At 58.2% G+C, this 15,918-nt stretch carries 8 protein-coding genes; 1 reads left to right on the forward strand and 7 read right to left on the reverse strand.

Annotated elements, in window-relative coordinates; genetic code table 11:
* Positions 1-19: 19 nt before the first annotated feature.
* From QZY48_RS13970 to QZY48_RS14000, 7 genes are read right to left on the reverse strand one after another with little or no spacing between them, the layout of a single operon-like run.
* On the reverse strand, positions 20-2,626 hold the full coding sequence (locus QZY48_RS13970) for a PglZ domain-containing protein (protein WP_295431638.1): 2,607 nt from the start codon (positions 2,624-2,626) through the stop codon (positions 20-22).
* A complete protein-coding gene (locus QZY48_RS13975) occupies positions 2,623-3,759 on the reverse strand; it encodes an AAA family ATPase (RefSeq protein ID WP_295431640.1) in 1,137 nt (378 codons plus the stop codon). Before QZY48_RS13975 ends, QZY48_RS13970 begins: the two co-directional genes overlap by 4 nt.
* Positions 3,753-8,126 carry a BREX-1 system adenine-specific DNA-methyltransferase PglX gene (pglX, locus tag QZY48_RS13980; RefSeq protein ID WP_295431643.1) on the reverse strand — a complete coding sequence of 1,458 codons (4,374 nt, stop codon included), beginning with the start codon at positions 8,124-8,126 and terminating at the stop codon, positions 3,753-3,755. Before pglX ends, QZY48_RS13975 begins: the two co-directional genes overlap by 7 nt.
* A gap of 30 nt (positions 8,127-8,156) precedes the next feature.
* Entirely contained in the window at positions 8,157-8,624 is a 468-nt protein-coding gene (locus tag QZY48_RS13985) for a four helix bundle protein (protein ID WP_295431645.1), read from the reverse strand.
* A 4-nt stretch (positions 8,625-8,628) separates the two neighbouring features.
* Positions 8,629-12,321 (reverse strand): BREX system P-loop protein BrxC, encoded by a 3,693-nt coding sequence (gene brxC / locus QZY48_RS13990; RefSeq protein WP_295431648.1) that lies wholly within the window; start codon positions 12,319-12,321, stop codon positions 8,629-8,631.
* A 17-nt stretch (positions 12,322-12,338) separates the two neighbouring features.
* Entirely contained in the window at positions 12,339-12,938 is a 600-nt protein-coding gene (locus QZY48_RS13995; protein WP_295431651.1) for a BREX protein BrxB domain-containing protein, read from the reverse strand.
* A complete protein-coding gene (locus tag QZY48_RS14000) occupies positions 12,919-13,761 on the reverse strand; it encodes a BrxA family protein (protein WP_295431654.1) in 843 nt (280 codons plus the stop codon). Before QZY48_RS14000 ends, QZY48_RS13995 begins: the two co-directional genes overlap by 20 nt.
* A gap of 1,206 nt (positions 13,762-14,967) precedes the next feature.
* Here QZY48_RS14000 and QZY48_RS14005 point away from each other — a divergent pair.
* The coding region (locus QZY48_RS14005) for an AAA family ATPase (RefSeq protein ID WP_295431656.1) at positions 14,968-15,918 on the forward strand (951 nt) is incomplete at its 3' end.

Genomic DNA, 15,918 nt, shown 5'->3' on the forward strand with positions numbered 1-15,918 from the left:
ACATCCTCATATCAAGACCTCAGATCGAAATCGCGACGTCAACCGTCAGGGGGGTCGCCAGGTCCGCGCCCGTTGCCGCGTCGAGCAGATGGACCCCCACCGTCTTCTGCGAAAGTTCCTCGGACAGCATCACTGTAACGGTATTTTGCTCGATCAGCTTAGTATCCTGTTCGGCAACCTTGAGCCTCACCTCCCCCGTCGCATCCTCGAACCCGTAAGAGGCGCTGACTGCACGCGACACGCACTTCTTGTTGACCCGCAGTTCAATCCGCACCGTCGGTGGTTCAAACCCGAACAGGCTTGCCTGACCCTGCGCCCCGGCAATCTGGACCGAGAAGAATCGTGTCGTGAGTTTCGCCGTACCGGGGGTCAGCGTCCATTGGATGCCGGTGGTCAATGTCACGGGCCTCGCAGTCGCGTGCATCACCACGACGGGCACGATCAGCTCCTGCGGAGACAGGCCGCCGTGGAAATAGGCCCGTCCACCCCCTTTCGACTTGAAGACGGCGAAGGTCCAGGGTGTGGCCAGGTCGAATTCGCTGTCTATCCCCAGAGACGTCAGCGAGGTCCGCAGATAGGACGGCTCACAGCTTCCCCCGACACCCACCCATACCCGTCGATGCAGGTCCTCGACTTTGCCACCGGGTGCCTCGATCTTCAGGTCTTCCCCGATCTCGTCGGCAAACAGGTGTCCGTGATCCGCCGCCAATACGATCGTCTTGATGCCTTGATCGGCCAGCACCCGCAGGCCCCGCCGCAAATGGCTCAGCACCCCGTCGATTTGCAGCCGGGCTTGAGCCATGTTATCGGCCTCGCCCAACTCATCGATCTCTTGCGAGGTAATCAGGATTAGCTGGGCCTGTGCGATGCCGTCCTTGATCTTCTTGCCGGGCTTGGGGAGCAGGTCGTCCAGTTTCGCATCAAACACGGGCACACCCGCATGTTCTTTCAGGAAGGCGACGCGGTCCTTGCGATCCTTAATGACTTGACCTGCGATCTCCAACGCGAGCTTACCGCCCCCCACGCTCACCACCCTGGCCGATTCGTGGGCCTTGGGTAGTAGCGCCGCCATGCCGATCTCAGTAATCGTGGGCATCGTGCCGACGGCAGGCTCAAGCTCGAGTCTGAAATCGTCCTTCAAGAGCCGGGACAATTCGCGAGCCATCTCGTATCGCAGCGCATCCACCCACACGTAGGCGACCTTACCTTCGCCCAGATGCGACTCCACTCGCTTCTCGAAAATGTCCCGCTGCCGCAGCACCCCCTTGATCGGATGTTTGGCCTTCTGGAACCAGGTGATGAAGTGCCTGGCCATTTCCGAGCCGACCTCGGTGTAGCGCTGTTCGGCCTTGGTGATCAATCGATCCAGTGCGTCGTGATCGTTGCCGGGGGCGAACTCGAAATTATACTTGCGGCTCTCCATGTGCCGATGATGCGTGTCGAGCAAACACCAAGGCTCATCGTCATCGGCATAGGCCTTCACCAGGGCCGGCACGGTGGTGGGAGCCGTCTTGATCGCCTTGCCGACCCGGTCGGCTTCGATCAGGACCTGGGCCGCGGAGGAGATGAGTGCCCACCGCGCCTGAATCGCCGGAAACACATCGGCCCAGAACCGGGACAGTCGGTCTTTGGCCAGTTCCAGCAACTCCGGTATTGCCGCCTCGACCAGTCTGGTTTCCACATAAACGAGCAACGCCCGTTCAACGCAAAGGAAGGTCTGGTTCTCCTTGAGCGGTTCCGCGGACCAGTCGAGCTGACCCAGGCTAAGGTCCTGCTCCACCTTGTTGGCCACAGTGACATAGCGGTCGCGATGCTCTCGACTGTCGCGCCAGGTTCGGGCCAAACGCACACAGGCATCGACTCCGCCGGTCGTCTGGGCAACGGGAACCGATGACAAGGACGCCGGCACCTTCTGCTTGAGCGCGGCGAACAAATCGGTCAGCAGCACATGCCGCTCCAGCCTGACGCGCCACTTCGCGAGGCCTTCAGCGCTGGGAACTTCGATGTTGAAGCTGCTTTGCAGCAGATGCCTGAGCTCCCTCTGGGCCTCCTTCTTACCGATGTCTGCGTCGTACCGGTCAGTGTACAGAAAGGCCAAGGCGACTTCCTGCGCGTTGGCCGAGCCGAAAATCAGCGTCACCACGCCGGTAGAAATATCCTTACCCTTGTCGGCCAGCGAATTCAGATCTGCAAGCGTCAGCTTACCCGCTTCGACCTGTCGCTCGATCTCGGCGACCTGATCCTCGCCCAAAATCAGTTTGAGTGCGTTGCGCGCCAGCACAGACAATCGGGTATTGCAGGTCGGGGGTTGCTGCCGCGGCTGCATGATGACCCCGGCACAATCGAGCTCGATGAGTGCGCTGTCCGTATCCGTTCGCTCCAGCGGCACATAGACAACCAGCCGTGGCGGCTGGTTGTCATTGAGCAAATGGTCGATGTCTTTCCGCAGCTTGAGAAAACTGCCGTCGTACCGTGCCACGCGGGTGTCCGGTAGCGAGAGTTCTGCCGCCACCGCGCCAAAGGCATGTTCAGGGTCGTACCAGACAACCAACCCCTTGTCATCGACCTGTCTGGCGATCATTTGGAAAAGGTGTTCGCTGACCACACCACTCGTCGAGTGACTCATGCTATTTTCCTGCCCTGGCGCCAGTCTCTTCCCGCGATCAAATCCCGCTCAATCGCATCCCCATGAAGTGCCCAAGGAAGGTCGTCGAAGGTGACAGTCTGGTCGTCATGGAGATTGAAACAGAAGAGCTGATCTTGGTTTTCATCAAAGTGCGGCTCTACCGAGGCGAGCACCAGCGGGGAATGAGTCGCCGCATGGATCTGTACGGATAGATTCTCCTGCAACTTGTCCACGACCTTCAAGATGGCCGGCAGAATGGTGCGCTGCCATCTGGGATGGAGATGGGCCTCTATTTCGTCCACCATCAAGACAATGCGATCGGTTGGCTGCTCTTTGCGTAACTCGGCCGCTTGCCGGTGCTCGATCCAGGCCCAGACGATCAGATAGGCAAAGCCGACGATACGTCTTACGCCTGCCGACCACTGAGGATAGGCCACCACACCATAGGGCATCCGCAGCGTCGGGAATTTGCGGCTGTCATCGACAAACACCTTGCGGGGCTCCTCGCACTGAAGCGGCTCAAGCGGGTGCGACAGTACGGCCAGCGCGTCTTCCAGATACCTGAAAGGACTTCCGGCTGGGGTACTCGATCGTTGGTAATACCACTCGACCCAATCGGCAATCAGCCCGTTGCAAAGAACACGTTCACCGTCTTTCAATCCATTGGCGATATTTTCCGGATTGAATTGGTAAGCCTTTGGCTGCTCCTCGCCTTCCTTCCTTCCAGTGAGCGGGTCGCGCCAGTAATTGCGCGCCGGGTCCCAGACCGCAAAGCTGCCGTCCACCGCGGCATAGATGACCAGCCCCGGCTTGAATGGACGCCCCGTCGGCTTGGTCCAGGTTTGCGAAGGAAAATCGAAAGCGGCCGTCTTCGGACCCTTGTCCTTGCCCCTCGATTGCCGCGCCGCACCCTGTACCTCGTAGGCGATGGTTGGCTTGTCCCTGTTGCCCTCGACAGCCGGGAGTGCGGTTCGTCCGCCGGGCCAGGTGCCCGTCAGCGACCAGAAGCAGACATCCAGGAGAAAGGATTTTCCCAGACCGTTGTCGCCGGTGGTGAGGTTCAGGCGGTCACCGAAGCTCGCCGACAAGTCACCGACCGGGCCGATGCCATGCAGTTTCAGAGACTTCAGCATTGGACCAGCCCTTTCTCACGGAGTTGTCTGCCGATGGAGGACCACTCGTATTTGCCCGCGATGAGTTCGTCCCAATGCTTCTTGGCCTCTTTCCAGGGAACCAGTTCATGGAGCGGGGCGATGTTGAGCACGACGCCGTCATTGAGATCCGGCTCGAGATGTAGATTTGCCGCCCGCCGGAGTTTGTCCTCAAAATCGCGTAGTTCGGAGAGGAAGTCTTCTTGGCGTTCGGCGTGCTTGGCGAGTTGCTTGGACTCTTTGCCCGATGTGCCCGCAGCGACCTGCTGGTTGCGTAGTGCTTCGAGGCGAGTAACTTCCAAGCGGATTTTTGGTTCGACATATTTGACCAGCGCCTTGAAGAGCAAGTCTTTGTCGAGGCGGTGGTAATAGAGCCAGAGTGCGTAGCTCTTCTTTGAGGATTGCAGCAGCCAATAGATCGGGGCTTTACGGCGGCTCATCGAGTAGCGTTTGATGTGGTCACTCCAAAAGCCCCCGTTGCCCGCCTTGCGCAAGTAGTCTCCCAAATTCTTAATCTGAAGGCCCTCGCAGAAAGTCGCCTCCGTTCTCTCATACTCCTCTGGCCAAATTGTTTCGAGGACACGACGGATGCCAGCTAACAGATCAGACGCGTGCTCCGGGTCATCGGGAATAACGCCATCCCAGGAAACCTCAACCGGATACCGTCGATCGTCAGAGACCACCTGCTTGCCATGCAGGGCTTTGTCTGCTGCGAGAGCGAAAGGGAGGTCTCTGATATCCTCGTCTCTCCTGGCGGAGCGCCCGTCCGAACCAAGCAGCGAGCCAAGTGGAAAAGGATTGCTTGGGGAGAATGCATGTGGGAGGCTAGGAGAAAGCGACGGGTCTAATGCATATCTGACATCCCAGCGCCCGATCAGTACACCGAAGATCCAGGAAATGACGTCGCTAGCCAGCCCTCTCGGCGACAGATCAAAATTCAATTCTGAGTCGCCGTCAGACTCGTTTTCAGTGTCCGCCGAGCTATCCTCCTGCGTGGTTGAGGTTCGTAGCTTTATCTGAATAGCCTCGTTCATGTCGCACGCCAAGATGGCAAGCTCATCCTTGTCCAAACCAAAGGACATTGCAATCTGCTCCTCGAGCTCATCACCAATAAGAGTAAACCAATTCCATCCTGTTGATTCCCCATCTAACCACGACTTGACCGCGCTCGGCAATGTGAAATCGAGAAATGGCTCGCGATTGCGATAGAAGCTTCGCCGCTGACTCATTTCCTTTTCGATATGATCCTCGAGGTGACTGCTCAACCCGTGTTTCAGGGGCAAAAAAGGCATTCTCTTGAATGTATCGACCAAGTGGTTCGGCCACTCAAACTTCTCGCCGTAAAATCGCATAAAAGCCGTTGCCAAGACCGAAGCACTGACTGCGATGACATCGGATTCGTAGCCCTCATTCGGAAATGCCATATATCGACTGGCCGACGGAATACAGCCCGCCGGGACAATATAGGGTACAAGACGAAAGTGCCTGCGTGTCCAGCTGAGTCCCGGCCTAAAATATAGGTCTTCGCTTGGAATGTAACGCGACGGGGATTCGCCTTTTGATCTCCAGTGATTCTTGAGTCTCTCGCCTTGGTGTGACCATTCGATAACAAGGGTAAGTGGTGAATACCAAGGCTGGGAGCTTCCTGCTCTAATATGAAACGCCCATTGGCAATAGTCGCCTGACAATTGATTGCGAACATCCTGCGGTGTCTTGCAGTGAAATCCCGCAATTCGATCAGCAGGCACCTCCCAAAAGGCACGGATGAATTGCGTATTGTCGCCTGTGCCCAATCCTTGACGAACGACTGCGCCCTTTGGTTCCAAAGCGTTAAACTTTGAGAATTTCTGCAGTGTCTTGCGAGGCACCCAATATACTAAGGGCTGCAACGGCAAATCGCGCGCGTGGTCCGAAGAAATAGCAAACAGGCATTTGCTAGTGAGATCAGCAACAGCGGTTGCCAAACTTCCTGCCTTGTCGGAGTCTAAGAGCAAACGAAACACAAGCGTTCGGTTGGTCTGTTCCTTCGCAACGATGTAGCAACACGCTTCCACGGCAGCTGTATCAAGAACTGCTGCCCCGAGATCGACCATAAGTTTCAATGAATGATCATAGATGAGTGTGTGCCGCCAGTCCGCAAAGGACTTGAGGAAGAAGCCAACTCTGCTTGATAGTTCGCCAAGTAGACCCAGCGGCGCGAGCTGTTCTAAGCAACGATCACAAAAAGCCGCAAATAGATCATGCTTAGAATGGGGGTATTGGGCTTGCAAATATTCACTCGTGGAACGCACCGGCTCGCCAAACGGCGGATTCATCAACACCACGTCATACCGCTTCTGGGACAGCTCAACAAATGCAAACCCCCGCACCGCGTCCTCAGTGAACAGCCGCCGCTGGAGTCGCTGGCCGTCTTGGGCATTTTCTGCGTAGCGGCGGAGTTCTTCAATGACCTGGGATTCCGCCTGCTCAAAGAATTGGCGGTCGGTGATATCGGTGAGATCGAACAGCGACCCCTGCACCGGCTTCCCATCGAGTTCATCCAGTTCCGCCTGGGCAAACAACATCGGCTGGCCTCTGCGATCAATGGCACGGACCGTCTCCCGGTCCCACTGCGCGCGGGCCGCGGCCACGGCATCCCGAATTTCCTCCTCGATCTTGAGTAGTGAGCCGGCCTCCCCGGCGAGTTTCATCTTATCGAAGACGACTTCAACGAACTGACCCAGAACACGCGGCTCAAGTTGAGCCACGAACTCCTTGAGCATCGGCGCCTCACCCGGCATGGGCTCGGCACAGACGAAGTTGGAGCGGGTGATCCGGGGGCGATCCTTCTTCAGCCCCATCTCGTGATACGCACGCTGGCAGCGCAGCCAAAGCGCAAGGGCGGCGATCTGGGTCGCCCGTACATCGATGTCGATACCGTGCAAATTATGGGCGAGGATCAACCGCGGTAGATCCCTGCGGAGGTTTTCCAGCGTCGGGTAATCTCTCCTAAGCGTCGGGCCGAGATCGGAGTCGGCATAGGCCTCCTCGTAGATCGTGAGCAGCAAGTCGAAGCAGTACAGCAGGAAGTGTCCGCTCCCGCAGGCCGGATCGAGAATCTTGAGTTCCCTTGGGTCCTTCTTCGGGCGGTGCGGGATCTGGACGGGGAGGTTGAGCAATTCTTCTTGTGTTAATTGGTCTTGGTTATTGGTTATTGGTTCTTGGTTCTTTGTTATTGGTTCTTTGTTATTGGTTATTTGTTCTTGGTTAGTTGTGCTTGGTTCTTGGGGCGGCTCTTCGGGAGCTTGGGTGGGAGGCGATAGCGAGGAACCAGGAACAAATAACGAAGCACCAGGAACCAATAACGAGGAACCAGGAACAAATAACGAAGAACCAAGAACCAATAACGAATAATCATCATCCAAGAATATTTCATTCGGCCGCCGAACCATATACCGACACTGGTCCTTGAGTTTGGTGTCCCCCTTGCGCATCTCGTACCAGATGCGGCCCAAGGTGTTATCCGTCAGGAACTCGACCACATAGCGCGGCGTGAAGAACTGGTTGCGGAAGGCCAGTTCGTAAGAATTGCGGGGGGCCTGGCTCTCCTTGCGGGCCTGATCCCGCAGTTCCTTAGGGGTGAAATACTGGTAGACCCAGCCGATGGTCTCGTCCTGTGACCAAATCTCAGGCCAGGCCTCCCGCAGTTCGGTGTCCTCGGCCTTGATACCGCCGCTGTTGAGCAGCTCGAGCACGTCGTCGAGCGTCTTCTGCCGCGGATACAGGCGGTTGGCGGGGTCGTTGGGGCTGAACAAGACACCAATCTCGGTCGAGAGGGTCTCGCCGAGCCAGTCCAGGAAATGCCGATAGGCAAGGTCCTGGCGGCCGATGCTGAAAAGGCGCTCGTCGTCTTCATGCGCGGCCAGATAGAACTTCACCCCGTTGGAGTTCGCCCCCCGGCTGACTGCCTCACGGAATTTCTGCCCGCCCACGTAGACCTCGCGGGCCTCCATCATCTTGTAGGCACAGAGTCGGTTGAGATGGGTGAAGGCGATCTCACGCACCAACTGATCGAGGGCGGGGAGAGCTATTTGTTCTTGGCTATTGGTTCCTTGTTCCTTGTTACTTGTTCTTGGTAATTTGGTGCTGAGGCTGCTTTGGATGTGATTGATGTGATCAATAAGGTCGCGGCGGTAGGCTTGCTCTTCTTCGGTCAGATGCGTCATGGGCGCATGCGGATCGGCGGTGACCTGATCCTTCCGGGCGAAGATGCCGTACTTGCCCTCAAGCTCTTGCGAAATAGCCTCTTCAAGCAGCTTGCGGCATTGCGTCACGACACTGCGAAGCTTGTTTCTTAGTTCTTGGTTCATTGTTATTGGTTATTGGTTATTGGTTATTGGTTATTGGTTATTGGTTATTGGTTGTTTGTTGGCTGTTGGCTGTTCTTTGGTGATGTTGCGGGTGATGGAGTTCAGGTAGGCGTTGAGACGAGGGGCTAGCTCGTCAAGCAGTGGTTTCAGGGAAGCGATTTGTGATTTCGTCAGAAGGCCCCTGGTGAATGCCCGGCGTAGCCAGTGTTTTGTTTCGTTGAGCGAACCGCGAGCGATACGGACAAATCGCCGATTGTCCTGAAAGCTGCCGCGCCCGCTGCCCTCCGCAATATTTGCCCCGATGCTATCGACCGCCCGCACCAATTGTCTCCCAACAGTCTCCTTTGCGAAACTGTCCCATGGCAATACAACGCCCCAAATCTCATCGGAAAGACGCTCCGCCAGCCGATAGATCTCCAGCCTCTCAAACGGAACCGTCGCCAAAAGCCACCCCCAACAACAAAGCACAAATAACAAATAACAAATAACAAATAACAAATACCTATTCCAAAATAATAACCGTTTCTTCGTCAATGCACTTCTGAAGTGAGTCCCGCAGCTTCTCGATCGTAGCATCCAGTTCTTCTTGTGTGCGGATCGGCTGGTTGAAAAACTCGACGATCTTCAGGCGTCGGACCGGTCTTGGTTCAACGCTCAACGACAACTCCTGGAGCTTGAGTAGTACAGACGCCTGAAGCCCCGTTACCGCTACCAAATCGGACTCCATCTCCATCAGGCTTGCCTTGCCGAGTGATGCCCCGTTGTTGACGTTCACCCGGTCTTCGTCCGAGCCGACTCTGGCGAGCAGTGCGGCGAGCATGGTGTTGGCCATGATCTGCTTCTTGCTTCGTTCGGCGTCACTGTCGGTTGGTGTCGCAGCCAGCGGCGTCCACTCTGGACGAGCCTTGATTTCCTCAATCGCTGCTAAGTAGACCGAACGTCGTCTGTCAAAGAGTTCGAGATAAACCTGCCTGTAGGCCGTGACGATGCACGATGTCTTGGCTTCGATGTCCGCCCAGGAATCGAAGAAGTCTTCGGAGTCGAGGAGTGACTTGAGTTCTTCGACCGTCGCGCCAAGGTCGGGCGACGGGGCATGTGAGACCAGCCGCTGCCAAACCTGTTCAGTGGCAAAGCGGGCTTGCCTCAAGGCGGCGATCGCGTCCGGGTCGAGTGAGTCCCGCAGCTTTCGTACCCTGTCTCGGGTTTCCCCGAAGTCGACGCCATCCTCCGTGAGGATGCGAACGCAATCGTCTGAGGCGGACGATTGGATACCCGTCAGCGTCTGCTGGTATTCGCACAGCATGGGCAGGACCGGGAGTTCATGGGCTTCGGCCGTGGCCTTCAGTGGATAAAGCTTCTCCAGTTCCTCGGCAACCACCTTCTTGAACGCCGTGGCAATGGCCCCCTCCTCGACATCGACTTCTTCACCAATCAGTTCTTCGAGTTGCTGAACCGCCTGGGTGAGTGTCTTCAGCCCGACTGATCTCCGGGGTGAGAACAAGGACGAGCGGAAGGCCGGATTGTTGGTGAAAGGGGTGCGGGAGGCGGGGTCCTGATAGTTGTGGAAGCGATTGCCTTGGTGAGTGACTTCGATCTCACCCGCCCGGAACAGCGCGGCGAGGATCAGACGCAGCATGTCGCGTTCCCATCCATAGGGCGTGCCGCCGAACCGCTTCTCCAATGCCTTGCCCATGCGGCTGTCCTTGTTGCCGTAACCGTATTCGCTCTTGAGATAATCAAGCACTTCCTTGGCGACATCGGCATTCGCGTTGACGATACTTTTCTGGCCGTCCTTGACGACCAGTCCCAGCCCGTGATCGCCGATATAGAAGACGTTCGGCAATGCCTTGAGATCCGCTGCCTTGAGGATCTGTTCGGCCTCATCGCCCTTGAGTGGACGAGAGCCCATTTGCAGCTTTGGGTATAAGTCGGGCACGAACTGGCCGAACAGTTTCTTCAGGATTTCGCTCAATCCCTTGCCTAACGCCGAGGCATCTTTCTGTACGCCCCTGAACATGCCTGTACCACGCTCCATCGCCTCTGACATCTTGTCCCGCAGGCGCGCTTCGTAGCCATTCTTGGCGTTCTTCTCATCCTGCAGGCAGGTCGCCTCGTCCGGGCTGATTTTCTGCTGGGCACTCAGTTGGTTATATTGATCGACCATCTTGCGTGAGGCGTGCAGTTGGGCGACCAGTTGGTCGATTTCCGGTGTCAAACAGAACAACCAATAGAGATCGGCCGCATGCGACTGTTGCTGGCTTTCGGTCCGGATTTCTTCAATACGGGCAGTGAGTTCGTCGACATCCTCTATCACACACAAGGTCAGCATCAGTTCGCCTTCATCGCCAAGGCCCGCGCTATCGATGCTGATGCCGATCCGGAAGGAGCGATTCTGGTAACGGAAGGTCTTGAATTCCGGTTCGTCGAAGATCTTCGTCAGCGCGCCGCGGGTCAGTTCGTTGCGCTCGCGGGGCTTCGGTTCCAGATAGGCCCGCCGTTGCGTCTCCCAGTTCTTTTCCTGGGCCGTCTGGAGCTTCCAACCTTCCTCGGTGTTACGAATGAACTGAGCCCGGTGTAGTCGCTGGACTGCACCCTGTACTTCAACGGTGGGAGTCGCCTTGCCGACCTCATCGACGAGCATCGCGGCAAGGTTGGCCTCGGTCCGGGGTAAGTCACGAATGAATTCCAGGAGGCAGACGGTCTTGGCCACCCGTAAGGCCCAGCCGCGATCCTCGGGGTCACTGGTAAAGCGTGCAGCAATCAGGTGAATGTCGGTGCGCTTTTCGTTGGAAAGGTTTCCTTCCACTAACTCAAAGACCTTATCCAATGTCACCAAGGCCCCAATGGGCTGCTTGGCGAAGGCCGTGCGATCCGACACCAGCATCTCGTACGCCTGCTTGATGATCGTACGGTTACTGCCGCCATAATGCCGCGGGGCACCGGGTTGCAGCCGGATGCCGGACATGATCGCGATACAGAGATCGATATAGTGCGGGGGGTAAGGGTAGAAGTGAACGAAGTCATCCTCGGTGATGTCGGTGCGGCGGGTGGATCGCTCCAGCCGCAGTGCGGCGTTCAACAGCCCCTGATTCTCGCAGAAGAGTCTCCGCAGCGGCTGCTCAGCCTCGGGCTTCTTGGCCAATACGCGCTTCGTGGCAACTTCGCGGATGTCGGACGGGGCCAGGTCGACGCGATAGTGAAAGCGATCCTGAAGTTTGGCCAGATCGACCCGCTTGGAGTCGATGGCGGCGACCACTTCGTCGAGTTTCTCTTGGGATGTCACAACAATCCAGCAAGGGGCGATAATCTTGCGCGCCTTCAACAGGTTCTTGCCAACCTTCCCGAACTCTTCGATCGTGGCCCGCAAATCCTCGATCTTGTCACCGCTGCGGGCAACGTGTTGGCCGACTTCGTCGATGATAAAGACCAACGCCTTGCCTGGACGTCGGCGTCCCCAAAGTTCAAAGGTGCGCTCGACGACCTTGCTGACCGAGATGGCTGCGTCCCGGTTACGCTGGGCGTGCGACCAGGAGTCTGCGGCGGGATAGGTGGTCGGGTCGAGCTGATGCAGAATCGCGCTGGCCCGCGACACCTTCTGTGCGCCGGCGCGGACGATTGTCCAATCCTTACACAACAACGTTTCGCAGGTAGCGATGAACTCGGGCAGCCGGTGTTCAGCTTCAAGCTCAATCTCCAGTTCGGCGATATCGAAGTCCTCCGCGTATCCCAGTTCGCGCAGGAGTACGGTGTACATCAACTCGGCAATACGCTGGGTGACCTTGCGCGTATCCGCCTCCTTGGCCACTTCAAAGAGAATGACCCCGGTCGGCGTCTTGAGATTGATCAGGTCAAGCAAATCAGCAATGCGTTGGTCGCCAAGCTGATGCTTGAATAGATCAGAAAAGTGCCTCCCGAGCACCAGTCGGTTCTCCAGCACGTATCCCAGGTTCTTGGCGAACGAACTCTTGCCGGAGCCAAAGAAGCCAGAGGCCCAGATGCCAATGCTCTCATGTGGGTCGGCCGGCGCTTCGGCGATGGCCTTCAAGAGATGGTGATATTGCTCGCGAATACTGTCGGTGGCAATGTATTCCGTGATCTCGGCATAGACAGATTGCTCATCCGCCTGATCGACCTGTATGATTTCTTCGATCTTGCGGCTGAGGTCGCGTACCAGCAGTTCGCCAATGGTCGTCATGTGTCGTTATCCTTATCTCAGCCGTAGATCTTGACTCGGTAGTTGCCCAGGGCATCGCGGTCTTTCAAATCCATGAAGCGTAGCCCGGTCGTTCCCTCAATGGAACCGGGATAAAACAGGATCGTGGTTACAGCCGTTTTTCCGTGCATCTTGTCGAGCAGCATCGACATGTGGAAAATGCCCGGGGCCATCGCCGCGGCGCGCGTGAGGAAGACGATTGAAGTATCAGGATTGATTGGTGCGAGCCGTTCGGCCAGTAAGTCCCACAGCGGTATCCAGACTTTACTGGACAGGTAGGTGGTCAACTGCTGTTGTGCCTCGGTATAGCCCCGATCGTGTTCCAGCGCGATAATGGCATCCAAACCTTCGTCTGCGTCCTTCGCCTGCACCTGCTCCAACGACGCCCACAGCAGGTCCGACAGTGAGATGAAGTGAACTTGCTTGCCGATCGCCTCCAGTCGCGTTGCCAGCAATCGGATCTCCCGCCGCAGCGTCCATTCGTCTGTCGCGTCGTAGCGCATGATCGCAAACGGCAGGTCATGATAGACGTTTACCCGGGACGGAACCGACTTGAGATCACTCTCAAGATGGGCAATGCTATCTTTGAGCGAGGGCATTGGCGTACTCCGGCAGCGTGCCCGCAGGGAAGGTCAGTCGGGTGACACTGCCGGCAACGTGATATTCCAATAGTTCATGTTGATGGGCTTCAAACAGCAGGCGTTCGACGTCGTTGCGCTCCAGAAGAAAGAGTTTCCAGTCTGCAAGTTCGATCAGCTTGGCCCCAGAGGGCTGGTGCTGCTTGAGGTAAAACATGATGTAGGCAAAGGCCTCGACTGGCAGAAATAGTGGGGCAATCTTTTTGTTGATCACACCCTGAAGCACGCCGAAGTCCCGCAGCGCGGCCAGTAAGCCACGGGAGATACGCTCGATCGTGGACTCGGACCAGTGCCCCGCGGTCTTTCCTTCAGTCACCCACTTGCTCAATGAGCGCTGAAAATTCAATGGGTTGATGTCCACCAGACCCTGCGCGTACTGCGGAACCAGGATCTCAGCCACGGCGTCGTAAAGCAACTGGTCCGCACGAGCCGAGTGGAAATAGAGAATCTTGTCTAACGCCGCCGCGGAAAAAGTTCCCCGCCCGAGCGTCACGAGCGCTTTCGTCACCGCGGCTTCGATGAGGTAGCGCTGCCGAAAAATGGCCAGGATGTCTTGGACGCGGGAGCGTGAGGCTTTGCCGAAGACGTTTTCCCGCTGGACACGGTCGATGTTCTCCGCGACTGAGGCGGCAATGTCCCAATGCGCCAGGAGCGTCTTGGTGTCCCCGATCAAGGCTCCGGCCTTGATGATTCTCGACGAGTACCGAGCCGGAGTGCGGGTCTGCTTTGGCTTGCTTGCCGCCGTACGATCTTCGATGCTCGCTCCTCGTGCCGTCGTCGTCATGGGTTGGTAACTGCCTGTATTACGGGTATTGCGGCTGGTCGGCGGGCGCTCTCCCCGCACCCGAGCCGGTGGCTGGCTTGTGCAGGCGGCCCGGTGGTACGGATTTCGGCGAGCGTCGCCAAGGTGATTTGTCCCCGGCCTAGGTCTTAGGTTCGAGGTTTCCGGGACGCTCTGGCTTGCCCCATCCTGGCGGCTAGGGGATCGCGGAGACTCATCCAGGTCACGATTTTTCCCTGCGCAGTCAAGATCAAGGGCAGTCAGATCGACATCGTTCAGCCGCTTGGTTTGCGTTACGATTATCGCAAGCCGCCAACGGCGGGCTAGGCGATAGCCGTGGAAACCAGAAGCAACTGTAAGGATACGCGGCTCGTTAAGCCAGTTACAGCGCGGCGTTGTCCAGGTTGCGCATAACGGCAGGGTTGCTCGGGAGCGCTTTGGGGGCGACGCGGCGTTGCCGGCTAGGGGGCACGGCCGTGCGGTCGCTGGGGACCCGCGGTGTCTGCGCCCTACGCTCGATGGCGAGCCGGCAATCCCTGTCGCTGGCGATCGGCACGTCTGACCCCCCCGTGTGAGCGTCAGGGGGCTTGATCCGACGGGCGAGGTCGCTTGGTTCCTGGCGGAGGTACTGGCCAAAACCGAGCATCACCTAAGCGCCAACGGCCCGGCCATGCTGGACGAGGTCTGCATCCTTTGCCGTCGCGTTCGTCTCCTTCTCTAAACTGATCACCGACCGCGCCCAAGCCCATCGCCATGAACCCAGCAACCGTCACCACTGCCGACACCCATGCCTTGCGCCCCTGGCTCTGGGGCCTGCCCCTGGCCGCTGCCCTGTGGGTAGCCATCTATTGGCATCTCTCCGGTTCCTCACCCCCTCCCATGAAAGTCGGGCTATTATGCTTAGGGGGCCGAGCCAAGGCCGCGAAGTTATAGGCATCTACGGGGTGGTGCTTGACTGAGCGCTGGAGGCCCGGTCAGCGCCGTACCCTTATCGTGTCTCTGCGAGACCGCGAGGTTTGTTCCCGTCGCCGGCCCCGCCCGACTTTCATGGCAACCTACGGGCCGCGACAACCTTCGACACCGCGGCACTCTGCGACGCCTCGTCGCGGCTGAAGCCGCTCCCACAGCGTCGCGGCGCGGCTTTGACGGTGTTGACCGGGACGCGGCCCGGCGGCATCGTGACCACATTGCCCCCCGCCGAGACCGACCATGAACACCCGCAAGCTGCCGATCGGCATCCAGACCTTCGCCAAGATCCGCGAGGACGACTGTTACTACGTTGACAAAACCGGCTTTATCCGGCAACTGATCGCCGAGGGCAGCCAGTATTTCCTCTCCCGCCCGCGGCGCTTCGGCAAGTCCCTGTTGCTCGACACCATCGCCGAGGTCTTCGCCGGCAACGAGCCGCTGTTTCGGGGGCTCGCGATCCATCCGCACTGGGACTGGTCGGTGCGTTTTCCGGTCATCCGCATCAGCTTCGGCGGCGGTGTCCTACGTGACCGCCAGGAACTCGATGAGCGCATCGGCGAGCTGCTGGAGGACAATGCCCGGCGGCTGGGCGTCAGGGTCGCCGCGCCCACCCGGCCCGGACAGCTCGCCCGGCTGATCGTCGAGGCCGAGGCCCTGACCGGCCAACGGGCGGTGGTCCTGATCGATGAATACGACAAGCCGATCCTGGACAATCTCACCCGCCCGGAGGCGGCCCGGGAGATGCGCGACGGGCTGCGCAATCTTTATTCGGTGCTCAAGGACAACGACGCCCATCTGCGTTTTGTCTTCCTGACCGGGGTCAGTAAGTTCAGTAAGGTCAGCATCTTCTCCGGGCTCAACAACCTCAATGACATCACCGTCGAGGCGCGCTACTCGGCCCTGTGCGGCTACACGCAGGCCGATGTGGATCAGGTCTTCGCGCCGGAACTGCCGGGGCTCGACCGCGCCGAGGTGCGCCGCTGGTACAACGGCTACAACTGGACCGGCGAAGCGGTCTACAACCCCTTCGACCTGCTGTTGCTCTTTGCGAAGCGCGAATTCCGCGCCTTTTGGTTCGAGACCGGCACCCCGACCTTCCTGGTCGAGTTGCTCACCGCGCGCGGCTTCTTCACCCCGGACCTGGCCCGGCTGCACAGCTCCGAGGCCCTGCTGTCGGCCTTCGACGTGGAG

Source organism: uncultured Thiodictyon sp. (assembly GCF_903828115.1).
Classification (GTDB): Bacteria; Pseudomonadota; Gammaproteobacteria; order Chromatiales; family Chromatiaceae; genus Thiodictyon.

Bases quoted from the DNA above. Each gene is read 5' to 3' on its own strand.
- QZY48_RS13970 (WP_295431638.1), bottom strand. From the start codon at position 2,626: ATGAGTCACTCGACGAGTGGTGTGGTCAGCGAACACCTTTTCCAAATG.
- QZY48_RS13975 (WP_295431640.1), bottom strand. From the start codon at position 3,759: ATGCTGAAGTCTCTGAAACTGCATGGCATCGGCCCGGTCGGTGACTTG.
- pglX (WP_295431643.1), bottom strand. From the start codon at position 8,126: ATGAACCAAGAACTAAGAAACAAGCTTCGCAGTGTCGTGACGCAATGC.
- brxC (WP_295431648.1), bottom strand. From the start codon at position 12,321: ATGACGACCATTGGCGAACTGCTGGTACGCGACCTCAGCCGCAAGATC.
- QZY48_RS13995 (WP_295431651.1), bottom strand. From the start codon at position 12,938: ATGCCCTCGCTCAAAGATAGCATTGCCCATCTTGAGAGTGATCTCAAG.
- QZY48_RS14000 (WP_295431654.1), bottom strand. From the start codon at position 13,761: ATGACGACGACGGCACGAGGAGCGAGCATCGAAGATCGTACGGCGGCA.